General features: G+C 43.7%; 22 protein-coding genes. 10 read left to right on the top strand and 12 right to left on the bottom strand.

What is annotated here, in order from left to right; translation table 11 throughout:
• Window positions 1-127: 127 nt before the first annotated feature.
• Window positions 128-1,045, top strand: a complete 918-nt coding sequence (locus AB6E85_RS20780; protein WP_372144036.1) for a LysR family transcriptional regulator — start codon at window positions 128-130, stop codon at window positions 1,043-1,045.
• A 38-nt stretch (window positions 1,046-1,083) separates the two neighbouring features.
• Here AB6E85_RS20780 and AB6E85_RS20775 read toward each other — a convergent pair whose 3' ends face one another.
• Window positions 1,084-2,010, bottom strand: coding sequence for a LysR family transcriptional regulator (locus AB6E85_RS20775; protein ID WP_048614677.1), 927 nt, complete (start codon window positions 2,008-2,010; stop codon window positions 1,084-1,086).
• A 129-nt stretch (window positions 2,011-2,139) separates the two neighbouring features.
• On the opposite strand from AB6E85_RS20775, the gene AB6E85_RS20770 reads away from it, so the two are divergent.
• Together AB6E85_RS20770 and AB6E85_RS20765 are read left to right on the top strand one after the other, a co-directional pair.
• Window positions 2,140-2,928 carry a hypothetical protein gene (locus AB6E85_RS20770; RefSeq protein WP_372144034.1) on the top strand — a complete coding sequence of 263 codons (789 nt, stop codon included), beginning with the start codon at window positions 2,140-2,142 and terminating at the stop codon, window positions 2,926-2,928.
• Window positions 2,929-2,995: 67 nt separating this feature from the next.
• A complete protein-coding gene (locus AB6E85_RS20765; protein ID WP_372144032.1) occupies window positions 2,996-4,507 on the top strand; it encodes a DUF1214 domain-containing protein in 1,512 nt (503 codons plus the stop codon).
• A gap of 285 nt (window positions 4,508-4,792) precedes the next feature.
• Here the strand turns inward: AB6E85_RS20765 and AB6E85_RS20760 are convergent, their stop codons facing one another.
• The 7 genes from AB6E85_RS20760 to kduD form a co-directional block, all read right to left on the bottom strand.
• Window positions 4,793-6,793, bottom strand: coding sequence for a heparinase II/III family protein (locus AB6E85_RS20760; RefSeq protein ID WP_372144030.1), 2,001 nt, complete (start codon window positions 6,791-6,793; stop codon window positions 4,793-4,795).
• A 9-nt stretch (window positions 6,794-6,802) separates the two neighbouring features.
• The gene (gene uxaC / locus AB6E85_RS20755) at window positions 6,803-8,227 is read right to left on the bottom strand and encodes a glucuronate isomerase (RefSeq protein ID WP_372144028.1); all 1,425 of its coding nucleotides are present in this window, start codon (window positions 8,225-8,227) and stop codon (window positions 6,803-6,805) included.
• Between the two features lie 159 nt (window positions 8,228-8,386).
• Entirely contained in the window at window positions 8,387-10,153 is a 1,767-nt protein-coding gene (locus AB6E85_RS20750; protein ID WP_268671117.1) for a sodium:solute symporter family protein, read from the bottom strand.
• Between the two features lie 404 nt (window positions 10,154-10,557).
• A complete protein-coding gene (locus AB6E85_RS20745) occupies window positions 10,558-11,196 on the bottom strand; it encodes an RpiB/LacA/LacB family sugar-phosphate isomerase (protein ID WP_048609763.1) in 639 nt (212 codons plus the stop codon).
• Between the two features lie 72 nt (window positions 11,197-11,268).
• Window positions 11,269-11,589 carry a cupin domain-containing protein gene (locus AB6E85_RS20740; protein ID WP_010431369.1) on the bottom strand — a complete coding sequence of 107 codons (321 nt, stop codon included), beginning with the start codon at window positions 11,587-11,589 and terminating at the stop codon, window positions 11,269-11,271.
• Window positions 11,590-11,596: 7 nt separating this feature from the next.
• Window positions 11,597-12,121 (bottom strand): YgjV family protein, encoded by a 525-nt coding sequence (locus AB6E85_RS20735; RefSeq protein WP_372144026.1) that lies wholly within the window; start codon window positions 12,119-12,121, stop codon window positions 11,597-11,599.
• 18 nt (window positions 12,122-12,139) lie between these two features.
• Window positions 12,140-12,901 carry a 2-dehydro-3-deoxy-D-gluconate 5-dehydrogenase KduD gene (kduD, locus tag AB6E85_RS20730; protein WP_372144024.1) on the bottom strand — a complete coding sequence of 254 codons (762 nt, stop codon included), beginning with the start codon at window positions 12,899-12,901 and terminating at the stop codon, window positions 12,140-12,142.
• A gap of 247 nt (window positions 12,902-13,148) precedes the next feature.
• On the opposite strand from kduD, the gene kdgR reads away from it, so the two are divergent.
• From kdgR to AB6E85_RS20710, 4 genes are all read left to right on the top strand, one after another.
• On the top strand, window positions 13,149-13,934 hold the full coding sequence (gene kdgR / locus AB6E85_RS20725; protein WP_048609766.1) for a DNA-binding transcriptional regulator KdgR: 786 nt from the start codon (window positions 13,149-13,151) through the stop codon (window positions 13,932-13,934).
• Between the two features lie 290 nt (window positions 13,935-14,224).
• Complete coding sequence (locus AB6E85_RS20720) at window positions 14,225-15,556, top strand: MFS transporter (protein WP_372144022.1); 1,332 nt, start codon at window positions 14,225-14,227, stop codon at window positions 15,554-15,556.
• Window positions 15,557-15,699: 143 nt separating this feature from the next.
• Window positions 15,700-16,581, top strand: coding sequence for a multidrug transporter (locus AB6E85_RS20715; protein ID WP_372144020.1), 882 nt, complete (start codon window positions 15,700-15,702; stop codon window positions 16,579-16,581).
• A 175-nt stretch (window positions 16,582-16,756) separates the two neighbouring features.
• Entirely contained in the window at window positions 16,757-17,002 is a 246-nt protein-coding gene (locus tag AB6E85_RS20710; protein WP_372144018.1) for a hypothetical protein, read from the top strand.
• Window positions 17,003-17,055: 53 nt separating this feature from the next.
• Here the strand turns inward: AB6E85_RS20710 and AB6E85_RS20705 are convergent, their stop codons facing one another.
• Window positions 17,056-18,243: a GGDEF domain-containing protein gene (locus tag AB6E85_RS20705; RefSeq protein WP_372144016.1), complete on the bottom strand. Its 1,188-nt coding sequence runs from the start codon at window positions 18,241-18,243 to the stop codon at window positions 17,056-17,058.
• A gap of 305 nt (window positions 18,244-18,548) precedes the next feature.
• Between AB6E85_RS20705 and AB6E85_RS20700 the strand changes: the two genes are divergently transcribed.
• Together AB6E85_RS20700 and AB6E85_RS20695 are read left to right on the top strand one after the other, a co-directional pair.
• Window positions 18,549-19,337, top strand: coding sequence for a phytanoyl-CoA dioxygenase family protein (locus AB6E85_RS20700; protein WP_372144014.1), 789 nt, complete (start codon window positions 18,549-18,551; stop codon window positions 19,335-19,337).
• Between the two features lie 119 nt (window positions 19,338-19,456).
• Window positions 19,457-19,798 (top strand): hypothetical protein, encoded by a 342-nt coding sequence (locus AB6E85_RS20695; RefSeq protein ID WP_017081414.1) that lies wholly within the window; start codon window positions 19,457-19,459, stop codon window positions 19,796-19,798.
• A gap of 146 nt (window positions 19,799-19,944) precedes the next feature.
• On the opposite strand, the gene AB6E85_RS20690 is transcribed toward AB6E85_RS20695, so the two are convergent.
• Together AB6E85_RS20690 and AB6E85_RS20685 are read right to left on the bottom strand one after the other, a co-directional pair.
• Window positions 19,945-21,156, bottom strand: coding sequence for a radical SAM protein (locus AB6E85_RS20690; protein WP_372144012.1), 1,212 nt, complete (start codon window positions 21,154-21,156; stop codon window positions 19,945-19,947).
• A 30-nt stretch (window positions 21,157-21,186) separates the two neighbouring features.
• Complete coding sequence (locus AB6E85_RS20685; RefSeq protein WP_372144010.1) at window positions 21,187-21,462, bottom strand: hypothetical protein; 276 nt, start codon at window positions 21,460-21,462, stop codon at window positions 21,187-21,189.
• Window positions 21,463-21,658: 196 nt separating this feature from the next.
• On the opposite strand from AB6E85_RS20685, the gene AB6E85_RS20680 reads away from it, so the two are divergent.
• Window positions 21,659-22,648 (top strand): zinc-dependent alcohol dehydrogenase family protein, encoded by a 990-nt coding sequence (locus tag AB6E85_RS20680; protein WP_372144008.1) that lies wholly within the window; start codon window positions 21,659-21,661, stop codon window positions 22,646-22,648.
• A gap of 21 nt (window positions 22,649-22,669) precedes the next feature.
• On the opposite strand, the gene AB6E85_RS20675 is transcribed toward AB6E85_RS20680, so the two are convergent.
• A complete protein-coding gene (locus AB6E85_RS20675; protein WP_372144057.1) occupies window positions 22,670-23,617 on the bottom strand; it encodes a FecCD family ABC transporter permease in 948 nt (315 codons plus the stop codon).
• Window positions 23,618-23,685 lie beyond the last annotated feature (68 nt).

The following is a 23,685-nucleotide window of genomic DNA, read 5'->3' as shown; positions in this document are numbered from 1 at the left end:
ATGGTTTCTCATGTTTGTTTCGATGAACTCAGTATGTAGACGCTCCCTAATATACTCCAATTGATTATATGAAATTAAGATATACAATTTAGGTATATCTAAACAGTTTCGATGATGGAGTCCCGTGATGATGAGTAACCGCTTTAAACAACTAGACCTCAATTTACTTAAAGTATTGAAGGTGTTGGTTGAGGTAAAAAATACACGCAAGGCTTCAGAATTACTGTTTACAAGCCAACCCTCTATCAGTCGCTCCCTACAAAAGCTACGTGAGTACTTTGACGATGAGTTGTTTATACGCTCACAACATGGCTTAGAACCAACCGCCAAGTTGCTTGAAATTAAGCAGACCTTGTTACCGGTATTACTGCAGTTAGAACAAGTACTTGAACCAAAGTCTGAATTTGATGTTGCTCAGTTTGATGGCACGGTGAATATCGCGATTAACGGATTTATTGCCAACAGCATCTCCGCAAAGCTAACTCAAATATTGTTAACACACGCGCCGAAGGTGAAAGTGAACATTGTGGATTGGGGTGCCCATACGTTGGATTTGATCACCTCTGGCGAGGTTGATTTAGGGGTCAATTATTACCCATTAGAACTATCTAAACAGGTATACCAGAAACGTGTCGCAAGTGATGATTTTGTATTGGTTTGCCGCACAGGCCACCCACTTGCCAACACATTATTGAAAAGTGACCAGCAAGAACCTTTGCAATTAGCGAGCTTGGTCGTCAGTGATTGGAACGACAATATTGCGTTAGCACCAAACGTGTTAGCCGATGTTGGCATCAAGACTGAGGTCAAAATACGTTCGACTTACTTACACAGCTTATTGTCTATAGTGAAACAGAGCGACGTATTATTCCCATGCTCAAAACTACTGGCTAATTCGCTTTCAGATGAGTTTTCCTTTGTGCAGTTTCCTCATATGCCCAATATGCCAAATGGCGATATTGGCATGACTATCGGGCGTAAACATCGCAATCAACCGAAAATGCGCTGGTTGGAATCGTGTATCGAAGAGGTATTCAGAGGTTAGTTACCGCATCTCTAAAAGTTGAAAAACAAAGCTAGCTCTTACTGGTGATTAGCCTCTGCCATCGCCGTTTCAATCAAATCCAGCAGCCATTTGTATTTGGCTGAGTGCTGGTTTTTCTTATGAAGATAGGCGAACACCTCCATCTCCTCGGGGCCCTCTTCCAACCCCTCAATCGCGATTGAGCGCAATATGCCTTTATGTTGTTCAATCACCGGTGGCATACAAGGAGCGATAATATTGGAGTGCTTGATCGTTTCAATTAACCCAACAATAGAAGTCGTTCGCAACGCCATATTAATTATCTTACCTTGGCTCAAGACTTCCTCTTCCAACCGTGAATGTTTGTTTTGGTCGAAATAAGCAAGGTCAACGTGAGCAAATGGAAACGACAACAAATCATCAATCGTTGCGATGGACGCCTTGAAAGGATGATCTTCTCTCACTGCCAATACAAACTTTAAGTTCACGAGCGGTACAGCAATGATCTCAGCAGGCAAATTCTCAGCTTCAAAGTGAATGACAAAATCAATCTCGTCACTTTTGAGCCTTTCTAAAGAATTTTGGGAACTCGTATGACTGATCAGCCTTGAAAATGGACTTTCTATTGATAGCTGATGAAAAAGAGCGGGCGTCAACCAAGGCAGGATATGAGGGTTTGCCTCTATCTTGAAATCTTCGCTTAAATCCGCAGGATCAAACTGCTTTCCTTCTTCTATCGCCGTGAATAGCCCGTCCAATAAAGGAAAAACTCGTCGATACAGGTCGTCTGAATAAGGGGTTGGCAAAAACTGCTTATGGGACAACACAAACAATTCTTCACCTAGAGACTCCTTAAGCTTCTTGATGCTTTGGCTAACGGCAGGTGTCGAAACAAACAGCTTCTCAGCGGCTTTTCGCAAGCTCTTCTCTTGATATACCACCACAAACACTTTCAATAAATTCAGGTCGACGTTGTTCAGTTTCATAGCTAACCATAAAGCATTGCTTAACGAATGGTTAAGTTTATATGAATTAACTTAACAAAGTCCAATTTGTATAGTTGTCCCACCTTCACGATGTACAAGGATGTAGTGAGATAACTCTATGAGGCAGCTATGTTATTACAACGTTCTATCCTTTCCCTAACTCCTCTTTTGTTGGCCAGCGGTGTTATCGCTGAAGAAACAGAAGTTCAAGACATGTCAGACCCATTGGCGGTCTATACACAAGCTGGCTTCGGCTACACAGATAAAGGCTTAAACCTCAAAGTAGGACAAACCTACGACACAGGCAGCGACACGACCATGGGCATGAATGTGTTCGAAATCAAAGGCATCGCTGGTGAAGCTGTTGGGTGGAACAACCGAGGTGCCGACGACAGTATTGACTCAATCCGCTTTAGAAACTTTGGGGTCGACCTAACCAATGGTCGAGGTACTCAAGTTGATATGTCTTGGGATTTCGATAGCAACCAAGGTAGCGCGTCTTATAGCTTTATTCAGGCATTACCACAAATGGGCATGTTTAATTTCTATCCGCTTGCAGGTGTCGGTGTTGCTGCTGGTGAAGAGTTGGTTGAAGGCACTGGAGGCGATCTCAACGCCGATCAGCTTCGCGACCGCTACAACATGCACGGTACTTTCTACGTGGCGGGTATGTACGCAAAAATGCAACTTACCGACAAGGTTTGGTTGAACTACAACCCTATGTATTTAGGCACAATGTCAGGGTCATCAACGTTCAAAGATTTTGGCTTTGAGGGCAATGATTCAGTACTCGCACATGAATTTGCAGCGAGCTATCAAATCAATCCAAGAGCCAACGTTCGTTATTTCGCAAACTGGACAGAAAACACCAGTATCGAAGACGGTGATCACCGCATCGAATTTAACTACCAATTTTAAGTAGTGATTTCGGCTTTAACGAGCCGGTTTCGCTTGAACGAATAAGTTTAAGTTTTGAGGACACATTATGAACATGATATCTAAAGCCCTTACCGGTACTTTCACACATCCACTGCGATCAACAGCGATGCTCGTTTCTGTAACAGCCTTGTTTTCAGCAACGGCGATTGCTGGAAACGATAACCCAACAGAAACCCTTCAAACACGTTCGGGAGACTTCACTTTCGAAACCGACTTTCTTCATGGTATTCCAACACAAGAAAGCTCAGCAAAACTGTTCGAACTGATGGACTATCAACGCGCGTCACAAGCTTACATTTGGTCCGTGCCTTTGGTGTCAAACTACGCATGGAAACAAGCCTATGCCGACATGGGTGCAGAGGATGGTCAAATTACTTATGTTGAGTCTCATGAATCTAAGCTAGGAGGCTTAACTTACAACACCTCTACGCCTTACGCGATTACTTGGTTTAACGTAGAAAAAGAGCCCGTTATTATAGAAACCCCCACAAATGAACTGCGCGGCGCAGTACACACTATGTGGCAAATCGGTATTTCTCAGATGACTGAGCCGGGCATCTACGTGGTAAAAGCCAAAGGGTCTGAAACACCGAGCAACCTGCCAAAAGGCGCTAAGGTTTTTGAGTCAGACACCAACTATGTGTTCTTCGGCGTTCGCTTAATGGCAGATTCAGACCAGCAACGTATGAAAGACTTAGAGGCCCTGAAAATTACCGACCTTAACGGCAAGCCACTGAGTGATAACGGCGTAAACTTCCCTGAGCGTGGTGAAGATGCCAAACACCCAAGAGGTATGGCATTTTGGAATACGTTGAATGAAGCCATTCAAGCAGAACCAGTAGCAGAGCGTGATCGCATGATGCACGACATGCTACGCCCACTGGGTATTGAGAAAGGTAAGACGTTTGAACCATCAGGTCAGCAGCGTGAAATCTTAGAGCAAGCTGTAGTTATGGGGGAAGCTATGGTTAAGAATATCGACTTCAACAAAACAGAACGCTTGCCACACGCAGCTTACGGTAAAGAAGGCAACTTTTGGGAAGTCGCGACGGCTTCAACACCAAACCAAGATCGTTACTACGGTATGGATCTCGATGGACGCGCAGCTTGGTTCTATGAAGCTGTAACTAACGACGTAGCAATGCACGGTTTTGAAAATGGCGGCTGGGGTCAGATCTACCTAGACAACTACCGAGACGACAATGGCAAAGGACTAAATGGCAGTAACCACTATACTTTGACGCTAGACGGGGATGTAAATTTCGCCGATTTATTCTGGACAATTACAGTCTACAACGTAGAGAACCGCGCCATCATCGACAACGATATTGAGCGTGCCGACGTGGGTTCTAACATTGAAGGGACAGTTAAAGATGCACAAGGCAATTACACCTTCCACTTTTCACCAACTAAGCCAGCGGGCGTTAATGAGGCTAACTGGGTGCAAACTCGAGAAGACGAAAACTGGTTTGTTTACTTCCGCGCATACTCACCAAGTAAAGCATTTGTAGCGCAGCAGCCAGAAACCTTACTGCCTAACTTTAAGCGTGTGGACTAGCTGTTAAGTCTATGTACTAACGATTAAGTCCTTTACGATCTACGATAAAAGAGGAGCCTCAATGCTCCTCTTTTTTACTTTGGCCAAATTGTAAAAACCAAGGGTACCGTCTTAGGAACCTAACCAAAGATGAAGAGTAGATGGCTAATGGCTAATGGCTAATGGCTAACAAATTAATCAACGACTGATAAAAAATCCCCTCAAGAAAGGTTCTTGAGGGGATTTTTATTTTGGGGTGAACACGTGAAATTCAGCGCGTTATATTTCATTAATATTGTCGTTCGATCAGACGAACAAAGTAACACCCGTTTCTTGGTTAATCGAAATAGATTGTGCCACTCCATTTCTTACCAACCTTAAATTGATAACGTCCGATCGCCACTCGATATCAGAAACTCGAACCTCATCGTTTTGCGTCAAGTTATGTACCGTGGCAACTTTAAGAACCGCTTCTTGGCTACGTAAAATCGTGTAAGCTAAATCACTGGTTGCAGGGTTGTCTGGCGCATACCCCAACAACAGAGTTGCTGAACTATCCGTTATCAGCTGCTGATTAAATTCAGTTTGTCCATCAATCGAATAACGCAAATCAATGGACGCTTTAAGAGGTATCTCATGGCAGCTCGTCATTCTTGCTAAAGGCCCATCTAGTGGATTGTCGCAACCTTGTGCCTCTGTCAAAGCGCTGTGTTGTCCTCTGACATGCCAGACCAAATCTAGTTGTTGGTGGTGAGGGTTCTCCGCAGTATTGAATTCAATCGCCACATCCCCTAACCACAGAATTTGACGGCGAAACACAACGTCTTTGTACGCGGCTAAATCCCACTGAACAATAGTATGGCTATCGACCGTCGGTAACTCACCACACCAATCTGTTTGTGTGTCTAACCATGTGTAGGACGGTTCTTTTACAAACGTATTCACTTGAGGGTTGGCTGGCGGTTGATTCTTCTGATTCACCGCCAAGGTGTTGTGCGTCACCGTATTTTTATAATACCCGTAATGCAGTTCAGCACCGTACCCTGTTGTTCCCAAATCAGGCAAAATTTCTTTACTATTTCGAGTAATGATCATCCCTAGTCGATCATAGTGATCATGCTCACCACCATACGGAGAGTGCTTAATTAATAGCATGTTATCGTGCTCTCGATCGTGCATGATCGTGACGCCTGATTGTTCTGCATGAATAGATTGGCACATAAGCGGCTCTGCCCCAGGTAATGCATCAACACCGTACAACAGCGCGTCGATATTGTTGCGTGGCTTATCTTGATAGATGCTCTGTAACGCCGATGCAAATAAAGGGTCTCGGAACTCGCGATACCCGAATTCGAACAGGTGGCTATGAGTTAACTTCTCTTGACCGGCAATACAATCGTTCAGACGTGGAAAGTCACCCGTATTGATGAGTAGCTTGAGCGGGAACGCCAACATGGTATGGAAGTTTGGCACCGATTGTAGTGAGTACCTTGTTTTACATGCCATTTTTTCGAAATTCAGAAGTGCTTGTAAAGCGTAGTAATGATAATGGATAGAACCTTCAAACCATAAGCCCTCCCCTTTTACACCATGCTCTAACTGATACTTCAAGCCATAAGGGGTGCTCACCGCAAAGTCGATGAATTCTCGCTCACCAAGTATCAAGCCTATCACGCCAATAGTCGCAGAAATCTTCATTTCATGGTTATGCAATTGATCAGCTCGATGTTGCATCAGGAACTCAGCGCCTTCACGTAACAAGCGCTGTTCAATGAACAATTGCTCTTCGGTATTCAACTGCTCTTTAACGAAATCATAGCCTCGGGCAAAATCAATATTGCAATTCGCTTCACAGAGAGTCTGCGCATTTGCTTTTCCTGGACCGTTATATGGAATACCGCCATGTTCTTCGTAATTCGGGTAATATTCTGCATAACCCAATAAGATCTCACGAACTTTTTCGAAGTATTTGCGGTCTTGAGTAATGTGCCAAAGCAAGCCTAGGTCATTACACGCTTTCGAATTGAGCCCATTAAGCCAACGCCACCATGCACCATCATAAGGTTCCCCAGTAAGCACCTTACCATCAACAGGGCATACATGTTCAGTGGGTCGGTCTCTATCCCAACTTAAGCGAACCCCATGCGTGGGGCAAAAATAATATAAATTCCATGTTGCGCGGGCATCAGGTGGAACGAGAGTGTCTGAAGTAAGCACAACCTGATTATCTTGAATAATTTGTTCGATGATCTCTTGGCTGGCATTTTGACGAATGACCGCCATTTCCTGAGAGGTAAACTGCAGCATAATGGATACCTATACTAAATCTTTAGATGAATGAAAATTGAAGTATTGTTTAGCGTTTTGATAACAGATGTTCTCGACACTCTGTTTAAGCAAAGGCTCATCATTCGGTAATTCCCCGTCATCGACCCACTTACCGAGTAAGTTACATAGAATGCGACGAAAATAGTCATGACGAGAGAGTGACAATACGCTGCGAGAGTCGGTTAACATTCCGACAAAGCGTCCTAGAGACCCTAAATTTGCTAGATCTTGAAGTTGTTTTTCCATACCCGCCTTATGATCGTTAAACCACCACGCAGAACCAAGCTGCACTTTACCTGGCTGCGCATCACTGTCTTGAAAGGCGCCTATAATTGACCCAAGCACTGGGCTATCTTTCGGGTTAAGGCTATATACGATGGTCTGAGGGAGTTGGCGGTCTTGATCTAACAAACTCAATAAATGACTCAGGTTTTCTGCAATTGGGTTGTCACTGATAACACTGAAACCCGTACCGCCACCTAGATCATCAAAGCGGCGCTTATTAACATTAGTTAACACTCCAATATGAATTTGCATCGACCAACCATGCTTATGATAAGCCTTGCCAAGCACTTCAAAAACGGCCGTCTTAAACTGCGAAATTTCTTCACTATTCAGCGTATCACCACGCTTGACCTTTGCTATAGCTTGATCAAGAACGTCAGGGTGATAGTGTGAAAAATCCACAACTTTTAACCCTAGGTCAGATAATCGGCAGTTATGTTGTGCAAAATAGTCCACACGAGACGTGATTGCTTGAGCGTAGCTTGCAAAATCGACGATATTAATGTCAGTGATGAACGCCAGTGAATTGAGTGTCTTTTGAAAACTACTTTGATTCTCTATTTCAATCAGGCTGTCAGCGCGAAATGTCGGCAAGACTTGTACAGCAAATTCTGAACGATTCAGTTTATCGTGATAGCTCAAATCGCTAAGTGGATCATCGGTAGTGCACAAGGTATCGACTCGACTCTCTTTAAGCAGACTTTGGAATCGGTGAGACTCTTGGCTGAGTTTTTGATTACAGTATTGCCAAATAACCTCACAATTCTCTGAGTTGAGTAGTAAATCGAGACCGAAGTATTTCTTAAGCTCCAAATGACACCAGTGATACAGCGGGTTGCCGATAAGATACGGCATGGTCTCACACCACTTTTGAAACTTTTCATAATCACTCGCATCACCTGTGATGTAATGCTCATCGACTCCGTTACTTCGTAATGCACGCCACAAGTAGTGATCGCAACTCAACCAAGCCTGAGCAATATTGTCGTATTGATGGTTGTCATAAATCTCTTTGGCATCTAAGTGGTTGTGATAATCAATAATGGGAAGCCCTGCCGCGTAATCGTGATATAAACGCTTGGCAGTGTCCCCCTGCAATAGAAAATCTTTGTGTATGTATGAAGACATAATTCAAACTCTTGTAGAAAACTGTATTGATAAGCTTTAGGGAAAAATTCAATCATGAAATTGTTTCCTAAAGCCCCTCTACGAGGTGGTTCATATAAGCCAGAGAGCGTCCCCTCTGGCCTATATCTTTGTTACTTTTACATGACTAGTTATTGCCGATTACTTGGATGTAGATACTTCTAACCGAGGCGTTTTCCTCGCACTCTTCAATAACAGAGAACCCACAGTAACAATCACTGCGCCACAGAAGATAAAGGCCATGCGACCCCAGAACGGGTTCGGGATTAGTACCATCGCCGTTACAAGCGCACCGAAAACCAGAATGAGTTTGCCTAACATGTCGCGTTGTTGGCGATCCATTTCATCTTGTCCTTCCTCTTCGATAACAGGAGTCGCAACATCACTCCAAAACTCTTTAAGTTCTGTGTTTCGTTCGCCCACTGGCTCTTTGTAGAACTTAGTTGTTAGACAGAAGAAACCACCGGTGATCACAAGGTGACCAATAACCCCAAGCAGAACTTTTAAGTCACTCGCTTCACGTCCTGTGAACGGAGCCTCTAGGTTTAATAGATTGGCAATGACGTCTGCTGTAAGCACAAAACTCACGATGTAAGACACCAACATGCCCACAGCCAATGTCGCCCAGGCTGCCCAGTCGGGCGTTTTCTTAATAAACATACCGAAGAATAACGGCACTAGAATCGGCATCTGTAACAGCGTACTTACGTACATCATTGCGTCGAAAAGGCTCAGACCACGCAGAGAGTTAATGAACAACGCCACCATGATGATCAATATGCCAAAGACCATAGTCATAAACTGACTCACTCGCATCAGCTTCTTGTCATCCGCATTTTTGTCCATGATTGGCGCGTAAAAGTTACGCACGAACACACCTGAATTTCGGTTTAGACCTGAATCCATTGAAGACATTGTTGCTGCAAATACAGCCGACATAAGAAGTCCCACCATACCAACCGGCATGACGTTTTCGACAAACACTAGGTAGACTGCATCAGCTGCTTTACTACCAAGTTCAGCCGCGTGCACAGTTGCCGCTTCAGGATAGATAATTGCCGTTACCCAAGGTGGTAAGAACCAAATTGCAGGTCCAACCAGCATCAATACAAACGCAAGGAGTGCCGCTTTACGTGCGTTAACAGAATCTTTCGCCGTTAAGAAGCGATATGAATCTTGCATGTTATTGATGTTTTGCAGCTGCTTAACGAACATGAAGATAAACCAAGATACGAACAGCAATGGATAGTTCATATCAGAGCCCATGACACTGTCGGCAGGGAATTGCTCGATAAGATTCGCTGGACCACCAATTTTTGCCAATGCAGCCACAGCACAAACCACCGTCACCGCCATGATCACAACCATTTGTACAAAGTCTGAAGCAACAACCCCCCATGCTCCGCCCAGTACTGAAATGAAGAGAACAATCAAGCCAGTCACAACGATCGTGGTTTCGATATCCACTTTAAACACAGCACTAACGAAGAGTGCGAGACCATTTAGCCAAATACCGGTGTAAACCACACTTGTCGGCATTGTCGCCCATGTAAACACTTGTTCATTCGTTGCACCGAAGCGACGACGCACACCTTCAATAGGTGTAACAACACGCATTTGTCGAAAGCGGTATGAAAAGAACAACCACGAAAGTAGAAAGCCAAATGCGTTCGCCATGAAAATAACCATGATTGGGAACCCATCGGTAAAAGCTTTACCCGCAGCGCCAGTAAATGTCCAAGCACTAAACTGCGTCATGAATGCGGTAGAGCCAACCATCCACCACAACATCTTGCCTCCTCCACGAAAGTAATCACTGGTAGAGCTGCCTGCAAAACGTTTGAAGATGACGCCAATCGCTATCATAAAGATAAAATAGACACCAACAACGAGCATGTCGATATTCATTACGAACCCCTTTTCATTATTGTTCCGTTTAAATGATTTAATTTTTAAAATACCGTTTCATTATTACATTAACGACATTTTATTTAAGGGTAATCTGTGATTTTTGTGATCCAAATAATGCAAAAGTCATACAAATGAGATCGGGGTTGGATTATTGAGATCGGCGCTTTTTAGGTTGAAAAGATCATTGATGGATATTTGGATACATCGTGGCGAGAAGAGGCAAAAATAGATCAAGTAATCTAGGGGTATGGAGACCAAATTACGTGTCTAGGAGGTATACCAAGCCATGACTCAGGCGCCTATTGCTTGGCATTTACTGAAAATCAGCCACTAATTATCCAAACACCGGATATAAAAAAGCCAGCCTCACTGGGCTGGCTCTCTGAAATCAAGCGTTAGAATTAGTCCAAAAGCGAACGAACATAATCAGCAATCTCTTGGTTTTGGCAGTTATCAAAGAAACACTGTTGGAAACGAGGGCTACCCACAGCTGTCTTCACTAGATCTTGATCGATAGCGCGCAGTGAATCAATAAAGTTATCCTTCACTACCGCTGCTTTTACCTCATTAAGAAGCGCGGCATTGCGTTGTTGTGGCTCTGCTCGCTCTAACGGGTAACCTTGACCACGCTCACCTGTGAACGCTTTTTCAAAGATGTAACGAACGTTCAGTTCACCAGCCCAACCAAAACCTTTCGCAAAAGCGAGCGCGATAGCGTTGCCGTTGTTGATTTGGTTAAACAAGAACGCATCAGAAGGCTCTAAACAGTAACCACAAACCACGCCTGGATGTAAGTTCAGCGACATCAAAGCACCTTGGCCAGTGCCACATCCTGTCACAACAAAGTCAACAGCCTTTGAGTTAATCAGAATGCTCGCCATAATACCTAGATGAATATACGTTAAGTGGTGATCGTTCTCGTCTGTCATTCCTAGGTTGAAAACATCGTGACCAAAACCACCAGCAACTGACTCTAGTTCAGCTGATACCATTGCATTTTTGCCTGCTTGACTGTTTTCCATCATTAGTGCGATTTTCATTTACTTTCTCCCGCAGCATTACTGCAAATTTAAAAATTAGTGCTCAAATGTTCGTTCTAAAAAATTTAGAGCTTAAACAAAGTCTTTACGCATTGGCGTAAAGTTATCAATTAATACGCCGGCTTCTAGGCAAACACAGCCATGTTCGATACCCGGCTCTTTGTACATAGTGTCGCCTGCGCGCACCACTTTCGTTACATCGCCAATAGTGAATTCAAAGGCTCCCGACAAAACGTATGTGAGCTGCTCATGAGGATGGGTATGCAGCGCACCAACAGCGCCTGTTTCGAAATGAACTTCTACAGCCATCACGTTCTCGCTATGAGCAAGCACCTTGCGAGAAACTCCCGCGCCAAGATCTTCCATTTTCACGTCTTCGTTATACACAAACATGTCGTTTTTATTCCTGTTGTTGCGGCGTAATTTTGCACTGGGCGTTATCTTGGTATAGACGAAAAATAGTAACGAGGTTAACCCCTATCACTGATATTTCCATCAGCGAGCCACCAATTGAACCAATAATCAGATTATTAGTTAGCCAGCATGCAGCTCCCAATAAAAAGCCGACTCTTAGTGCAATACCGTTCAATCTAAATATTGAGTACGTTCCAATAATCGTTCCCGCTAAAGGCAGAAGTTGATACCAATCCTGAGCAAAACCGATTCCGCTGCCAACCGCGAGGGCAATAAATAACCCTGCAGCCCACAGCGATTTGGTATACATAGCGGTGCCAGTTCTTAATGCTGAAATCAAAGCACCGATTGCCGATGTAATGGAACCCAATAATAAAAAGTGAATAAGATGGTTAACGTTCAACATCAACATAACCACTTTGAGCTTTTTGTCGTCCTTCTGGTAAAAGGTCGAAAGGCCCAGAAGGAAACTTACTAGCCCTACAGATTGTGCAACGATCTCATTAACCATCTTATATTACAAAAATTGTTATCGTGCTAACCATCCACCATCAACAGCAATGGTATACCCATTAATGTAATCCGATGCCGGTGATGCTAAGAACACACATGGGCCAGCGACATCTTTTGGTGTACCCCAGCGATCAGCAGGAATGCGCTCAAGAATAGCTTGGTTACGATCAGCATCTTCACGCAATGCTTGAGTATTATTGGTTGCCATATATCCAGGTGCAATCGCATTAACATTAATGTTATCGCTCGCCCATTCGTTCGCCATCGCACGGGTAATGCCCATTACAGCACTCTTAGACGCAGTATACGAAGGAACACGAATACCACCTTGAAAGGAGAGCATTGATGCGATATTAATGATCTTGCCGCCAGTGCCTTGCGCTTTAAACTGCTTCGCAACAGACTGAGACATAAAGAAAACGGTCTTAGTATTGATGTTCATTACGTCATCCCAGTTTTGCTCAGAGAACTCAATCGCGTCTTCTCGGCGAATAATGCCAGCATTATTAACAAGGATGTCGATGTGACCAAACTCAGTCAGCGCTTTATCTATAATTCCAGGAATATATTCCTGCTTTAGAAGGTCAGCACGTACGTCTAAAAACGTATGACCCGCTGCATTCATTTTTTCGATGGTATCTGTTGGCTCAACACGATTTACGCCAACCACTTTACATCCAGCTTCAGCTAAACCAATTGCCATACCTTGACCAAGACCGGTATCACAACCCGTCACTATCGCTACTTTACCTTCCAGATTGAATGACTCTAACATCATGTTCGCTTCCTCAATTACGTTTAGTGTTGTGGCATTTCTGTAATGTCGCCCACTCGATTTAGTCATACAATAAAACATAAATTCGTTGCTGACAATTATTTTTGAAACGACATTTCAAAAAATAATTTCTGATTAAGTTAAAACTTTGAAGTTGATCGTTCTCGTTTTTTATTTTTTTGAAAAGGCTTTTTAGAAATTACGAAAAGTGGTATTTTGTCTTGATATTAGATAGCCCAAAGGAAGAAAAATGGAGAAGTCCACCCAACCAGAAGCCGTTTCATCGGTATTAAAAGTTTTTAATATTCTTGAATCTCTGGGGGAACAGAAGGAAATAGGCGTATCAGACCTTTCACAACGTCTAATGATGTCTAAAGCCACTACCTACCGCTTTCTACAAACAATGAAAATGCTTGGCTATGTATCTCAACAAGGCGAAGCTGACCGATACTCACTCACATTAAAGATGTTCGAACTTGGTTCAAAATCACTCGAGTGGGTTGATATGATCACAATTGCAGAGAAAGAGATGCGTGTGATTTCAGAAGAGACTAATGAAACCATTCACTTAGGTGCGTTGGACCATGGATCTATCATCTACATACACAAGATCGATTCTAGCTTCGCGCTGCGCATGCACTCGCGCGTTGGTCGAAGAAATCCTCTGCATACGACTGCGATTGGTAAGGTTTTATTGGCAGAACGTGACGAAGAATTCGTTCGCACTCAGTTGGCAGACGCCGAGTTTGTGAAAAGCACAAAAAATACCCTCGAAAACGTCGACCAACTTATCGATGAACTTAAAGCGGTTAAGCTACAGCACTTTGGCGAAGATAATGAAGAACAAGAGCCAGGCTTACGTTGTATCGCAGCTCCAGTTTACGACCGTTTTGGTACCGTAATTGCCGGTGTCTCAATTTCATTTCCTACCATTCGATTTGATGAAGAGAAAAAAGCTCACTATGTAGCGCTACTGCACAACGCAGGTAGAAATATATCCAAGCAATTAGGGTTTAATGATTACCCAATCAAATAATGAAAAGGCAGCAATTATTGCTGCCTTTTTTATTGCGAATTGTCCCATCGATTACCAGCCCAAGAATCATCGACAAGTCATGCTGTGCGTAAATTGAACAACATCGAGCTCAGATAAATCCCTCCCCTTCCTCAAATCATGTGAAGACCGTCAAGCCTATAACCCACCATGAACCATGATCTCGAAGATCACCTAAACCAGATATTTTAGGGATTTGGCAACAATTCCATGATTTAAAAGAGTAAAAGGGTTATACATAATGATGTGTTATCTAAATTACTGAAATTATCATGACGCTCAAAGAGATCCTTAACATTCCCAATGTCCGCTACTTCTTAATGTTTAGAAGCAGCTACTTTGCGCGTTTTTACTATCCTATATTCACCCTACTTTATTTAGATTACGGGCTAACCCTTTCTCAATTCGCGATGCTCAATGTTGTTTGGGCGGCCACCATTGTGCTTGCTGAAGTACCATCGGGCGCATTTGCCGATACCTTAGGCCGCAAGAAACTGGTGGTGCTGTCTTCGGTTGTGATGTTTGTTGAGATCGCCATGATAGCGCTAGTGCCAACTGGAAACCCCGACTTGGTGTTCATAGTCTTTCTTATTAACCGGATTCTCAGTGGCTTAGCGATGGCACTGGCCAGCGGCGCCGACGAGGCATTGGCTTACGACACCTTAAAAGAACAAGATAATGAAGAGTTGTGGCCGCGAGTGCTGCAAATCCAGCTTCGTGTCGCCTCAACCGTCGGTATCTTTGTCACGCTGATTGGTGCGGCGATGTACGACGTGAACTTTATGGCGAACATCTTTCATTTCCTTGGACTAGCCGCACCAGAAAGCACTAAAGATCTGATGCGTATTCCTGTGTTCGCCACCTTATTTGTTGCGATGATTGCTATCTATGCCGCGATTAATATGCGCGAAGAGAAAAAGGTAATGCCAAGCGGCCAAACCAAATTAGCAACCACCATCTCAAGTCTCAAATTGACGATCGATGCGGGTAAATGGGTATTCGCTACGCCTTACGTGCTGTTCATCTTGCTCTACTACAGCCTATTCGAACACACCTCACGAATGTTCCTAACCATGAACAGCCAATACTATCTGGCGATTGATATTCCAATTATCTACTTTGGTTTTATTGGCGCGGGTATCAGTTTGCTTAAGATTATATTGGCAGGACAAAGCCGAAGATTAGCAGAGAGCATGGAGGCTAAAACCTTCATAGTGGTTATGGGATTGGCAAGCATGGCGACTTATTACTGGATCAGTTTAGGTTGGTCGATTTACGGGGTCATTCCGGCACTGGTATTAATCTTTATCATCATGACGATGAACATTTTCATCAGCTACCACCTGAATAAAAAGACCGAATCGCACAACAGAGCCACCGTTCTTAGTTTCAAAGGTTTGATGTTTAACCTCGGATACGGGCTGATCGGGATCTTGTACGCTTACTACTATAAGTTGGTGTCTCAGGGCTACACCGAACAAGAAATAGAGCAGAACCTTGCCTTCTTGGCCTCACTGTCTTCGTTTTTCTATTACTTCACCTTACTGTTCATTTCGATCAGCGCGCTGTTCTATTTCAAAAACAAGAAACAGCCGATCTTCTGAAGAAAGCATCGAACTGTTGAAGAGATCTCTACTGCCGAATAGAGAATAAAAGTGAGCCTGTGGCTATAAACAGATCATGACACTTCTTATCATGTGATTTTTTGTTAGTATCACCACCAAATTACATCACTCATGGAAGCGTCATGTCTTTTAGTTGGATCGCCTTTACTCTCCTTGCCGCCTTTAGCCAATCTTGGCGCAATGCCTTTCAAAGTAAATTAAGTGGTACCATGAGTGTGGCTGGCGTGACGTTGGCGCGTTTTATTTGGGCTGGCCCAATCGCCCTTATTTACCTCTACGCCCTCTATCAATGGAAGCCAGTCTCCGCACCGGATTTTTCGGGTGAATTTGTTTTCTATATTGTTGCAGCCGCCATTATGCAGATCCTAGCAACCGGCTTAATGGTGATGCTGTTCAAGCTCGAAAACTATGCGATAGGCGCAGGATTAGCCAAGTGTGAAGCTCCCGTATCTGCGGTGCTATCCGTGTTGTTTTTTGGTACCGCATTAACAGTGACAGGTTGGGTCGGCGTACTTATTGGTACTTTAGGCGTGCTAATCATGAGTAGCGCTTCTGGCTGGCGAAGCTTGTCCCCGAAAGTGTTCTTATTAGGTATGGCTTGTAGCACCGCCTTTGCTTTAACGTCTCTTTGGGTACGGGAAGCGAGCTTGAGTATCGGGTTACCCTTCCCTCATAGCGCCGCATGGGTGCTTTTCCTCGTCATTTCCCTTCAGACAGTGATTATCTGTACGTATCTCTTTTTCAGAGAACGCGACACGCTGCGCCTGATATTCAAGAAGTCGAAACTGGTCGTCATGACAAGCCTAGCGAGTGTTATCGGTTCTCTGGGTTGGTTTAGCGCAATGTCACTTCAAGCCGTTCCGTACGTAAAGACGCTTGGGCAAGTCGAAGTGATCTTCATGGTGTTGATATCCTACTTCTGGTTAGGGCAACGCATCGCACGCAAAGACATTGTTGCACTCATCTTACTCTCTATCGCAGCGGTATTGGTGATGTGGCAGTGATTTGAACGTCGCCATACTTGGACGCTGGATAAAAGATAACTGGAAATCATCCACCAGTAAAATATTCATCCACCGCATAAATATTACGGTGGCGTAAAATGATAAGAACGGCCTCCACATAATTTTTATAGTGCACGTATCAGCTATTAATCATTACCCAATAGGATACAGCCCAATGAAAACCCTTACTCAAATCGCACTAGCAACGATCTTTTTTACAACCTCAATGATGGCATTCGCAGAACCCGTGACAACAAACCAAGCGCAACTAGAAGCTTCAACCACAACAGTGAAGCATGAAGGAATGACCGTGACGCTGACAGATAAGCATTTTACTCCTGCAGAAGAAACTGAAACCACTGCCTCACAGACTTTAACGCAAAGCCAAAAAACAGACTCAGCGCCACAGCCAACAATATAATGGCTGTATCAAAATAGTGGCGGGTCAAACTAACGTATAAAGACCTGTCATCATCAGGCAGTGACGATCTCGTTAATATGACTAGGACAAATTGAAGTCATATTGCGACCGTTTGTTTTCGCTTGATATAACGCTTTGTCGGCTCGACTAATAAACCCATCCCAATTCTCATGTGGGTGAAGCTGAGCGACACCGAAACTCGACGTCAGAAACATCTCATTTCCTTGCACGGCTGAGATCTCTGAAATAGACAATCGCAGCTTACAAGCAATAGCCTGTGCTTGTAGGAAATTAACATTGGGTAATAAAATCATTATCTCGTCTCCGCCAAAACGGAACGCGCTGGCTGTTGGCGATGTTTTTATCGCACTTTGAACCATTTCAGCAAAAGACTTGATCACGAGATCACCCACAATGTGTCCATGTTGGTCATTGATCGACTTAAAATTATCAATATCCATCATAATGGCACTGACAGGTGCAGTCCCCGCCTGCTTCATGATGACAGGAACCATTTCATCTAATGCTCTGCGGTTTCCAAGTGCCGTTAAAGGGTCGCTGTAAGATAGGTCATGAATAGACCTAAGCAACCTTGCATTAATCAACCAGAGCATCGTGAAGCTCATCGATACGATAAGAACAATACTGACTAAAAAGGCAAGCTGATGAATGAGTGCAGCCGCCATGAAATCCTGTAACTCAGCTGAAAATAGCGTCACCATTACTCGGAAAGCCATAAACCCGCCATATATCAAAAATGACAAGGCCATCATCCGAGTTGCTAAGGTCAAGTCATCACGTTGCCCCTTCAATACCGCAAAAGCAGTGCAAATAGTCACAAAGGCTAAATAGAAACTAATGAGGATAATTCGAGCCTTGATGGAAGGTTCGTAGTACGTGAAATAAATAAAACATGGCAAAAGAGCCAACATCATCAGACTGCTGAGGTAGGTGCATTTTAGGGAATATTCTCGAAACAGGCACAAGCTATACAAAGCGAGATGAAAGCCAAGCGCAATGACCATATTGGCACCAATAACAGTGACCCAATCCGGTAACTCCCCTCTTAGGCTCAACATCAACGGCCCACTTCCGATAACAAATATTGAAATGGAAAAAATTGAAAGCCCTTTAATGGACTGTTGGGTAAATTGGAACAGCAACAAGCCAATGCAGTAAATGAAAGAAAACAAAATAATAATAAAATTAAGTGTTCTAATATCCAGCGAAAAACCATCCATGATTTACTCTCTTCCCTAAGCCAATTAAATCACAATATGGTCAATAATTATCTAAACCATAAATTTATTCACCATATGAATCATTACACTTTGTAAAATAGGGGATGTGTCACATATGGGGAGATCTGTATCACATGAGTCCATAACATGGAGAGGCATGTAAAAGTCGCCCCCCATATGGCTTCATAGCATCACTGAATCTACAGGCTTCTGCACTCGTTACTTGGTTGAATGACGACTGTCTGGCATTATGCGCCCAAGAAATCTGTGGTTATTACACAGCAAAGAATGAACGAAGGTAGTCAGTGGTAGAAAACAGCCAACAATTAAGTGACCGTTACGACGAACATGGTTATTTTGTTATCAGAAATTATTTCAATGAAGCTCAAATTGCATCGCTTAGAAAAGTCGTGCTGAAATTTCATGAATCATGGAAAGCAGACAATGAAGAATTCTATAAAGAAGAAGCATTTAACTCGTCTTTAATTACGGGAAGCGAGTATTTGCCTGCGGACGATAGAAGCGTGCTTTTCGACTTCATCAGCTCGAAACAAGTGATGGACGTGGTTGATGCGGTGATTCCGAACAAGCCGGCATTCATGAATACACAGCTGTTCTTCAACCCAGTAAACCCGCAGCAAAAAGACTTCTGGCATCGTGACTGTCAATACGACTACGACATTGATGACCAGATGAAAGTCATCATGGAAACCCAAGTATTGCATCTGCGAGTGCCCCTTTTTGATGAGCCCGGTATGGAACTTATCCCCGGCACGCACAAACGTTGGGATAACGAAGAAGAGTACAATGTTCGCCAAGAAGAAAACGGCAAAGTGAGCAGCGATGACATCTCTGGTGGTAAGCAGATACCGTTAGCCGCAGGTGACTTATTGGTGTTTTCAGCGGATATGATCCACCGAGGCCGATATGGCTTGGATCGTTTGGCTTTGGATATTTTGATCTTCGATTCGGCGGCAGATTATGTCGACTACGTTGATGACGACTGTTTACCAACACCAGCTATGTTGAGCAATATTAGCGACCCAAGGTTGTTTATGAACACGCTGCATTTGAAATCGATGTTGTGCTCGTAAACGATTAAAACAGTTACATCAAAAGTCACATGACTTGAAAATAATAACAAATATGTTCACATTTATTTCATAGCGTTCGCAATAAGATAGCTTCATATTCAATATTCGATATAAGCAATATGAAAAAATTAATTACTAGCATGTCACTACTTACAGCACTTGTTTCGGGTGCTGCTTTAGCCGAAGTGAATGGTGAAGATTTTAACGAATTCCCTAAGCAAGATGCGGCTCACTGTTTTGGTTGGGCGGCAGGCTTAGATAAAGACCAAGATTACGCTAAGTTTATTGTCGAGCTATCGAAAGATCGCACAGTTAGTGTCAAAGAAGATCCTTATATAATGGAAGAGTTCGGCACTGCAATGGGTTATTCAGAAGCGATGTTAGAATTTGCTGGGAAAGAAGCTGCGGACGCTAAATATAAACTAGTCTGCGATCCAATCAAACAAAGCTATGGCTTTTGATCGCGGGGTTTCAACGCTACGTCAAAAACTTGATGCAAAGGCTCCACATGGAGCCTTTAAAGTGTACTGACTCAGTCAGGCATTCCGAATAGTAAAACTTATTTATGAACCTTCGCGATTTTCATTCCATGTATCCAGAACAAATTTTAATTGAACCAGGCAACAACTCGCTCTTTCAAGCTCGCATTCTTTCTCCAAATCCAATACAAGCCTTCCTCTAGCTCTTCAACGCTCATACGACTTGGCTGATAAACCGGATGGCTACCATCGTACTTGGACCAATCTTTAGTAAGAAGTCGCCCTTCTCGCTCTAGCTGAACAAAAGATTCCGAACCGGGAAACGGAATCATGTAGTGCGGGATCACCTTATCAACCTTGATATCTTCGACGAACTTCTGCGTCTGTTTGAAGATAGAAGTGTCATGTTCATCAAAACCGAACAAAAAATCTCCCCATACTTCAATACCATGAGATCTTATCTCAGCGATGTACTCTTTCATTTTAGATGGTTTCACAAAGCCTTTTTTTTGAGCCTTTAAAGCCTCTTCAGATGGCGTTTCTATGCCTAATAATACAGCTTTGAACCCTGACTTCACCGCAGCACTAAGCAATTCGGTGTCACGAGCAATCAAGACTGTCGTTTCCCCATAGAAGCTCATGTTAAGCGGCTCAATGCCTTTAAATAGTGCCAAAGCATATTCACGGTCATGAGTGAGATTGTCGGAGTGTAACTCAACCCACTCAATACCTAATGTCTTGAGATCCGCTAACTCGCTGACGATACTTTCGATTGGCCTTTTCTGGAACTTATCAAAGAACCTTGGCACTAAACAGAAGTTACATTTAAATGGGCAACCTCTTGTCACAACTACTGACCATGTATAATTGTACGCTTCAGGATTGATGATATTTGTTGGGTATGGATTGAGCATACTGAGATCGACAGGCTCGGAGCTTTCATAAATAGGCTGTAGCGAACCAAACTCAGCGTCACGGAGTAACTGAACCCAGTAGTTCTCAACTTCTCCCATCGCCAAACAATCCGCATATACTGCCGCTTCTGAAGGGTTAAACTGAGTATGTAACCCCCCGAGTATGACTGTTTTGCCTTTTTTCTTATATTTAGAAGCTAGCTCGTAAGCCCTATAAGCATCTGGAGTGGACATAAATATCACCACCAAATCAGCATCATTATAAAGGTCGGCTTTTGCACCTATGGTCTCATCAACCATATCTAACTTGTACCACTTTGGTGTCGCAGCAGCGGCGGCAAAGATGTTTTGTGGAGGTCCCCCCGTAGAGGCTTTGTATTTTGAGTAATCGCTGCCAGCAGACGCTTTAATTAAATAAATTTTCATAACGTATCCTAATTATTAACTTTTGCTTTGCTACAAAGAGCTAAAAAACTCAAAGACTCTATTGTCCATATAGAAATATACCCCTCCCATCACAAACCAACTGATGATGATTAAGGTAAACAAAACTGGATGTTCTTTTAGCTCAATACGTTCAACAAAGAAGGCTTCTTTTGCGCGAAGATTTTCCCATCCCCAAAACCAGCAAAATAGCCCCCAGATCAGAAGTAGATGAAACTTAAGAGCAAACAAGGCCATGCTCAGAGCCAGCAATGTTTTCCACTTAGACATTACTTCAGGCACGTTCATCTTTCTTAACTCCCAGTTATTAAACTAGGAATCATTGTAAATAGGTGTTGGTCAACTTTTGGTTAACTAATTTCAATTTGAACAATCGATTGCCAACACCAGCTATGTTGAGCAATATTACCGACCCAAGATTGTTTATGAACACGCTACACTTAAAATCAATGCTGTACTCATAACCCATAAAGGTATCCGAACTATGACTGACACTAAGCAAAATACCCGAATTAGCCAGTTCCGTTTCGGTCAGCCAAAAGAATCTCTCAAGTTAGAACATGTCGCTTTAGGGGCACTAGACAAAGATAAAGTTCGCGTACAAATTGAAGCGACTAACATCAACCCTAGTGATCTGTTGTCGATTTATGGTGTGGGCCAATACAAACATAGCCATCAGCCGCCGAGAGTGCCGGGATTTGAAGCGGTAGGAAGTGTTGTAGAATCCAGCAGTGCTGAGTTTTCAGTGAATCAGCGCGTGCTTGTGGCAAGCAGTGGAACATGGCAGAACTATGTCGATGTATCACCAGATGACCTGTTCCAAATTCCTCAGCATTTAGACAATGGCTACGCCTGTCAGTTGTACATTAATGCGCTAACTGCATGGGTGCTGACAACAGAAATAGCCAAGCTGAACCAAGAAGATGTGTTGATCATCAACGCGGGCAGTTCAGCCATCGGTAAGATCTTCTCCCAGTTATCAGCATCACTCGGCTTCAAAATCATTGTCGTTACATCACAGCCGACACAATACCCAATCACTTCCAGTTGGGTGTTAGATGCACACGACGATTTAGCTTCTCAAATTACGGCGTTAGGCTTACCTATGCCAACCGTTGCCTTTGATGCAATTGGCGGCTCACCCGGAACCGATCTTATTCACACCCTTGGCAACAACGGGCGCTTTATCAACTATGGGACGCTGTCTCTGGATTTTTACGAACCACGCTTCTTTGAGTACGCGAAAAGCCAAGACATTGATTTCAAAACCTTCTTCTTACGTTATTGGGAGGAAGCGGAAGGTAAAGATGTTCGCCGTGATAAGTTCACGACCATGCTAGATCACTTCATCACAAACGACATTCAACTCGACGTTGACCGCTATCTGCCATTAGATGAAGTGCAAACCGCGATTGATCTCATTGAATCGAAAACCACACGCTTGAACGGCAAGATCATCTTGCTGCCTGTGTAGTTTGATGGAATTGAGAGCACACTATTTACGCCAAACAAGATACAAAACGAATAACCCGCCAAGCGCTGCCGTAACAATACCTACAGGCAGTTCTTGTGGAGCTAATATGGTTCGGCTAATCACATCCCCAAATAGTAAAAGTACCGCGCCCCACAAGGCAACCAAAGGCAGAGCTCGCTTATGAGTGACACCTGAAAACGGTCGTACTAAGTGGGGAACCATCAAGCCAATAAAACCGACTACTCCGGTCATCGATACAATCGACGCAGTACAAAACGCACAACAGAGAAAAATCTCGCTTTGTAGGCGGTGTACGTTGATCCCCAATGAGCTTGTCGTCTGTTCACTCACCAACAAAGTATCGAGCTCCCGATAACGTTTGAAAATCAACGCAATAAGACACAACACGCCCGCCAAGGCAAAAATCAAATTATCCCAACGCGCGAGTCCTAAGCCTCCCATCGTCCAGAACAAAATCGAACTCGCCGCTCTCTGGTCGCCTGAATAAATCAAAAAACTGGTGATGGCTCCGAATAGAAATGAGATCGCCAAACCACACAAGATCAAGTTGTCATTGCCCTTTTTCTTCTGCATCGAAAACAGAATCAGAACGGCCGTCGCCGACACAATACCACCCGAGAATGCAGCCAGTGGCAGTGACCAAACACCCAGAGCGTCTCCCACTTTGGTGATCACCAACACCGCACCAGCAGACGCGCCAGATGACAAGCCAAACAGAAACGGATCCGCGAGATCATTTCGTGTCGAGGTTTGAAGCAACGCCCCAACCATCGCCAACCCTGCACCAGCGATAACGGCTAACAATGCTCTCGGTAACCTCAAATCGATCAGTATTCGACTGGTCATATCCGGCGTTGGATCATTGAAAGAGCTCAACCCTATGAGCACTTCTTTGAAAGACAAAGGGACCGAGCCAAATTGTAAACTCATCATGAAGGCGAGCAGCATGGCAGTGATACCTGTTAGCCATGCTGCCCTATATTTATCAAATAAAATCAACGGATTACTACTCTTAT

Origin of the sequence: Vibrio sp. 10N.247.311.51 (genome assembly GCF_041467855.1) — a bacterium.
In the GTDB taxonomy this organism is placed as follows: Bacteria; Pseudomonadota; Gammaproteobacteria; order Enterobacterales; family Vibrionaceae; genus Vibrio; species Vibrio coralliirubri.
Note: the sequence above shows the minus strand (reverse complement) of the source record. Positions and strands in the feature narration are given on the sequence as shown.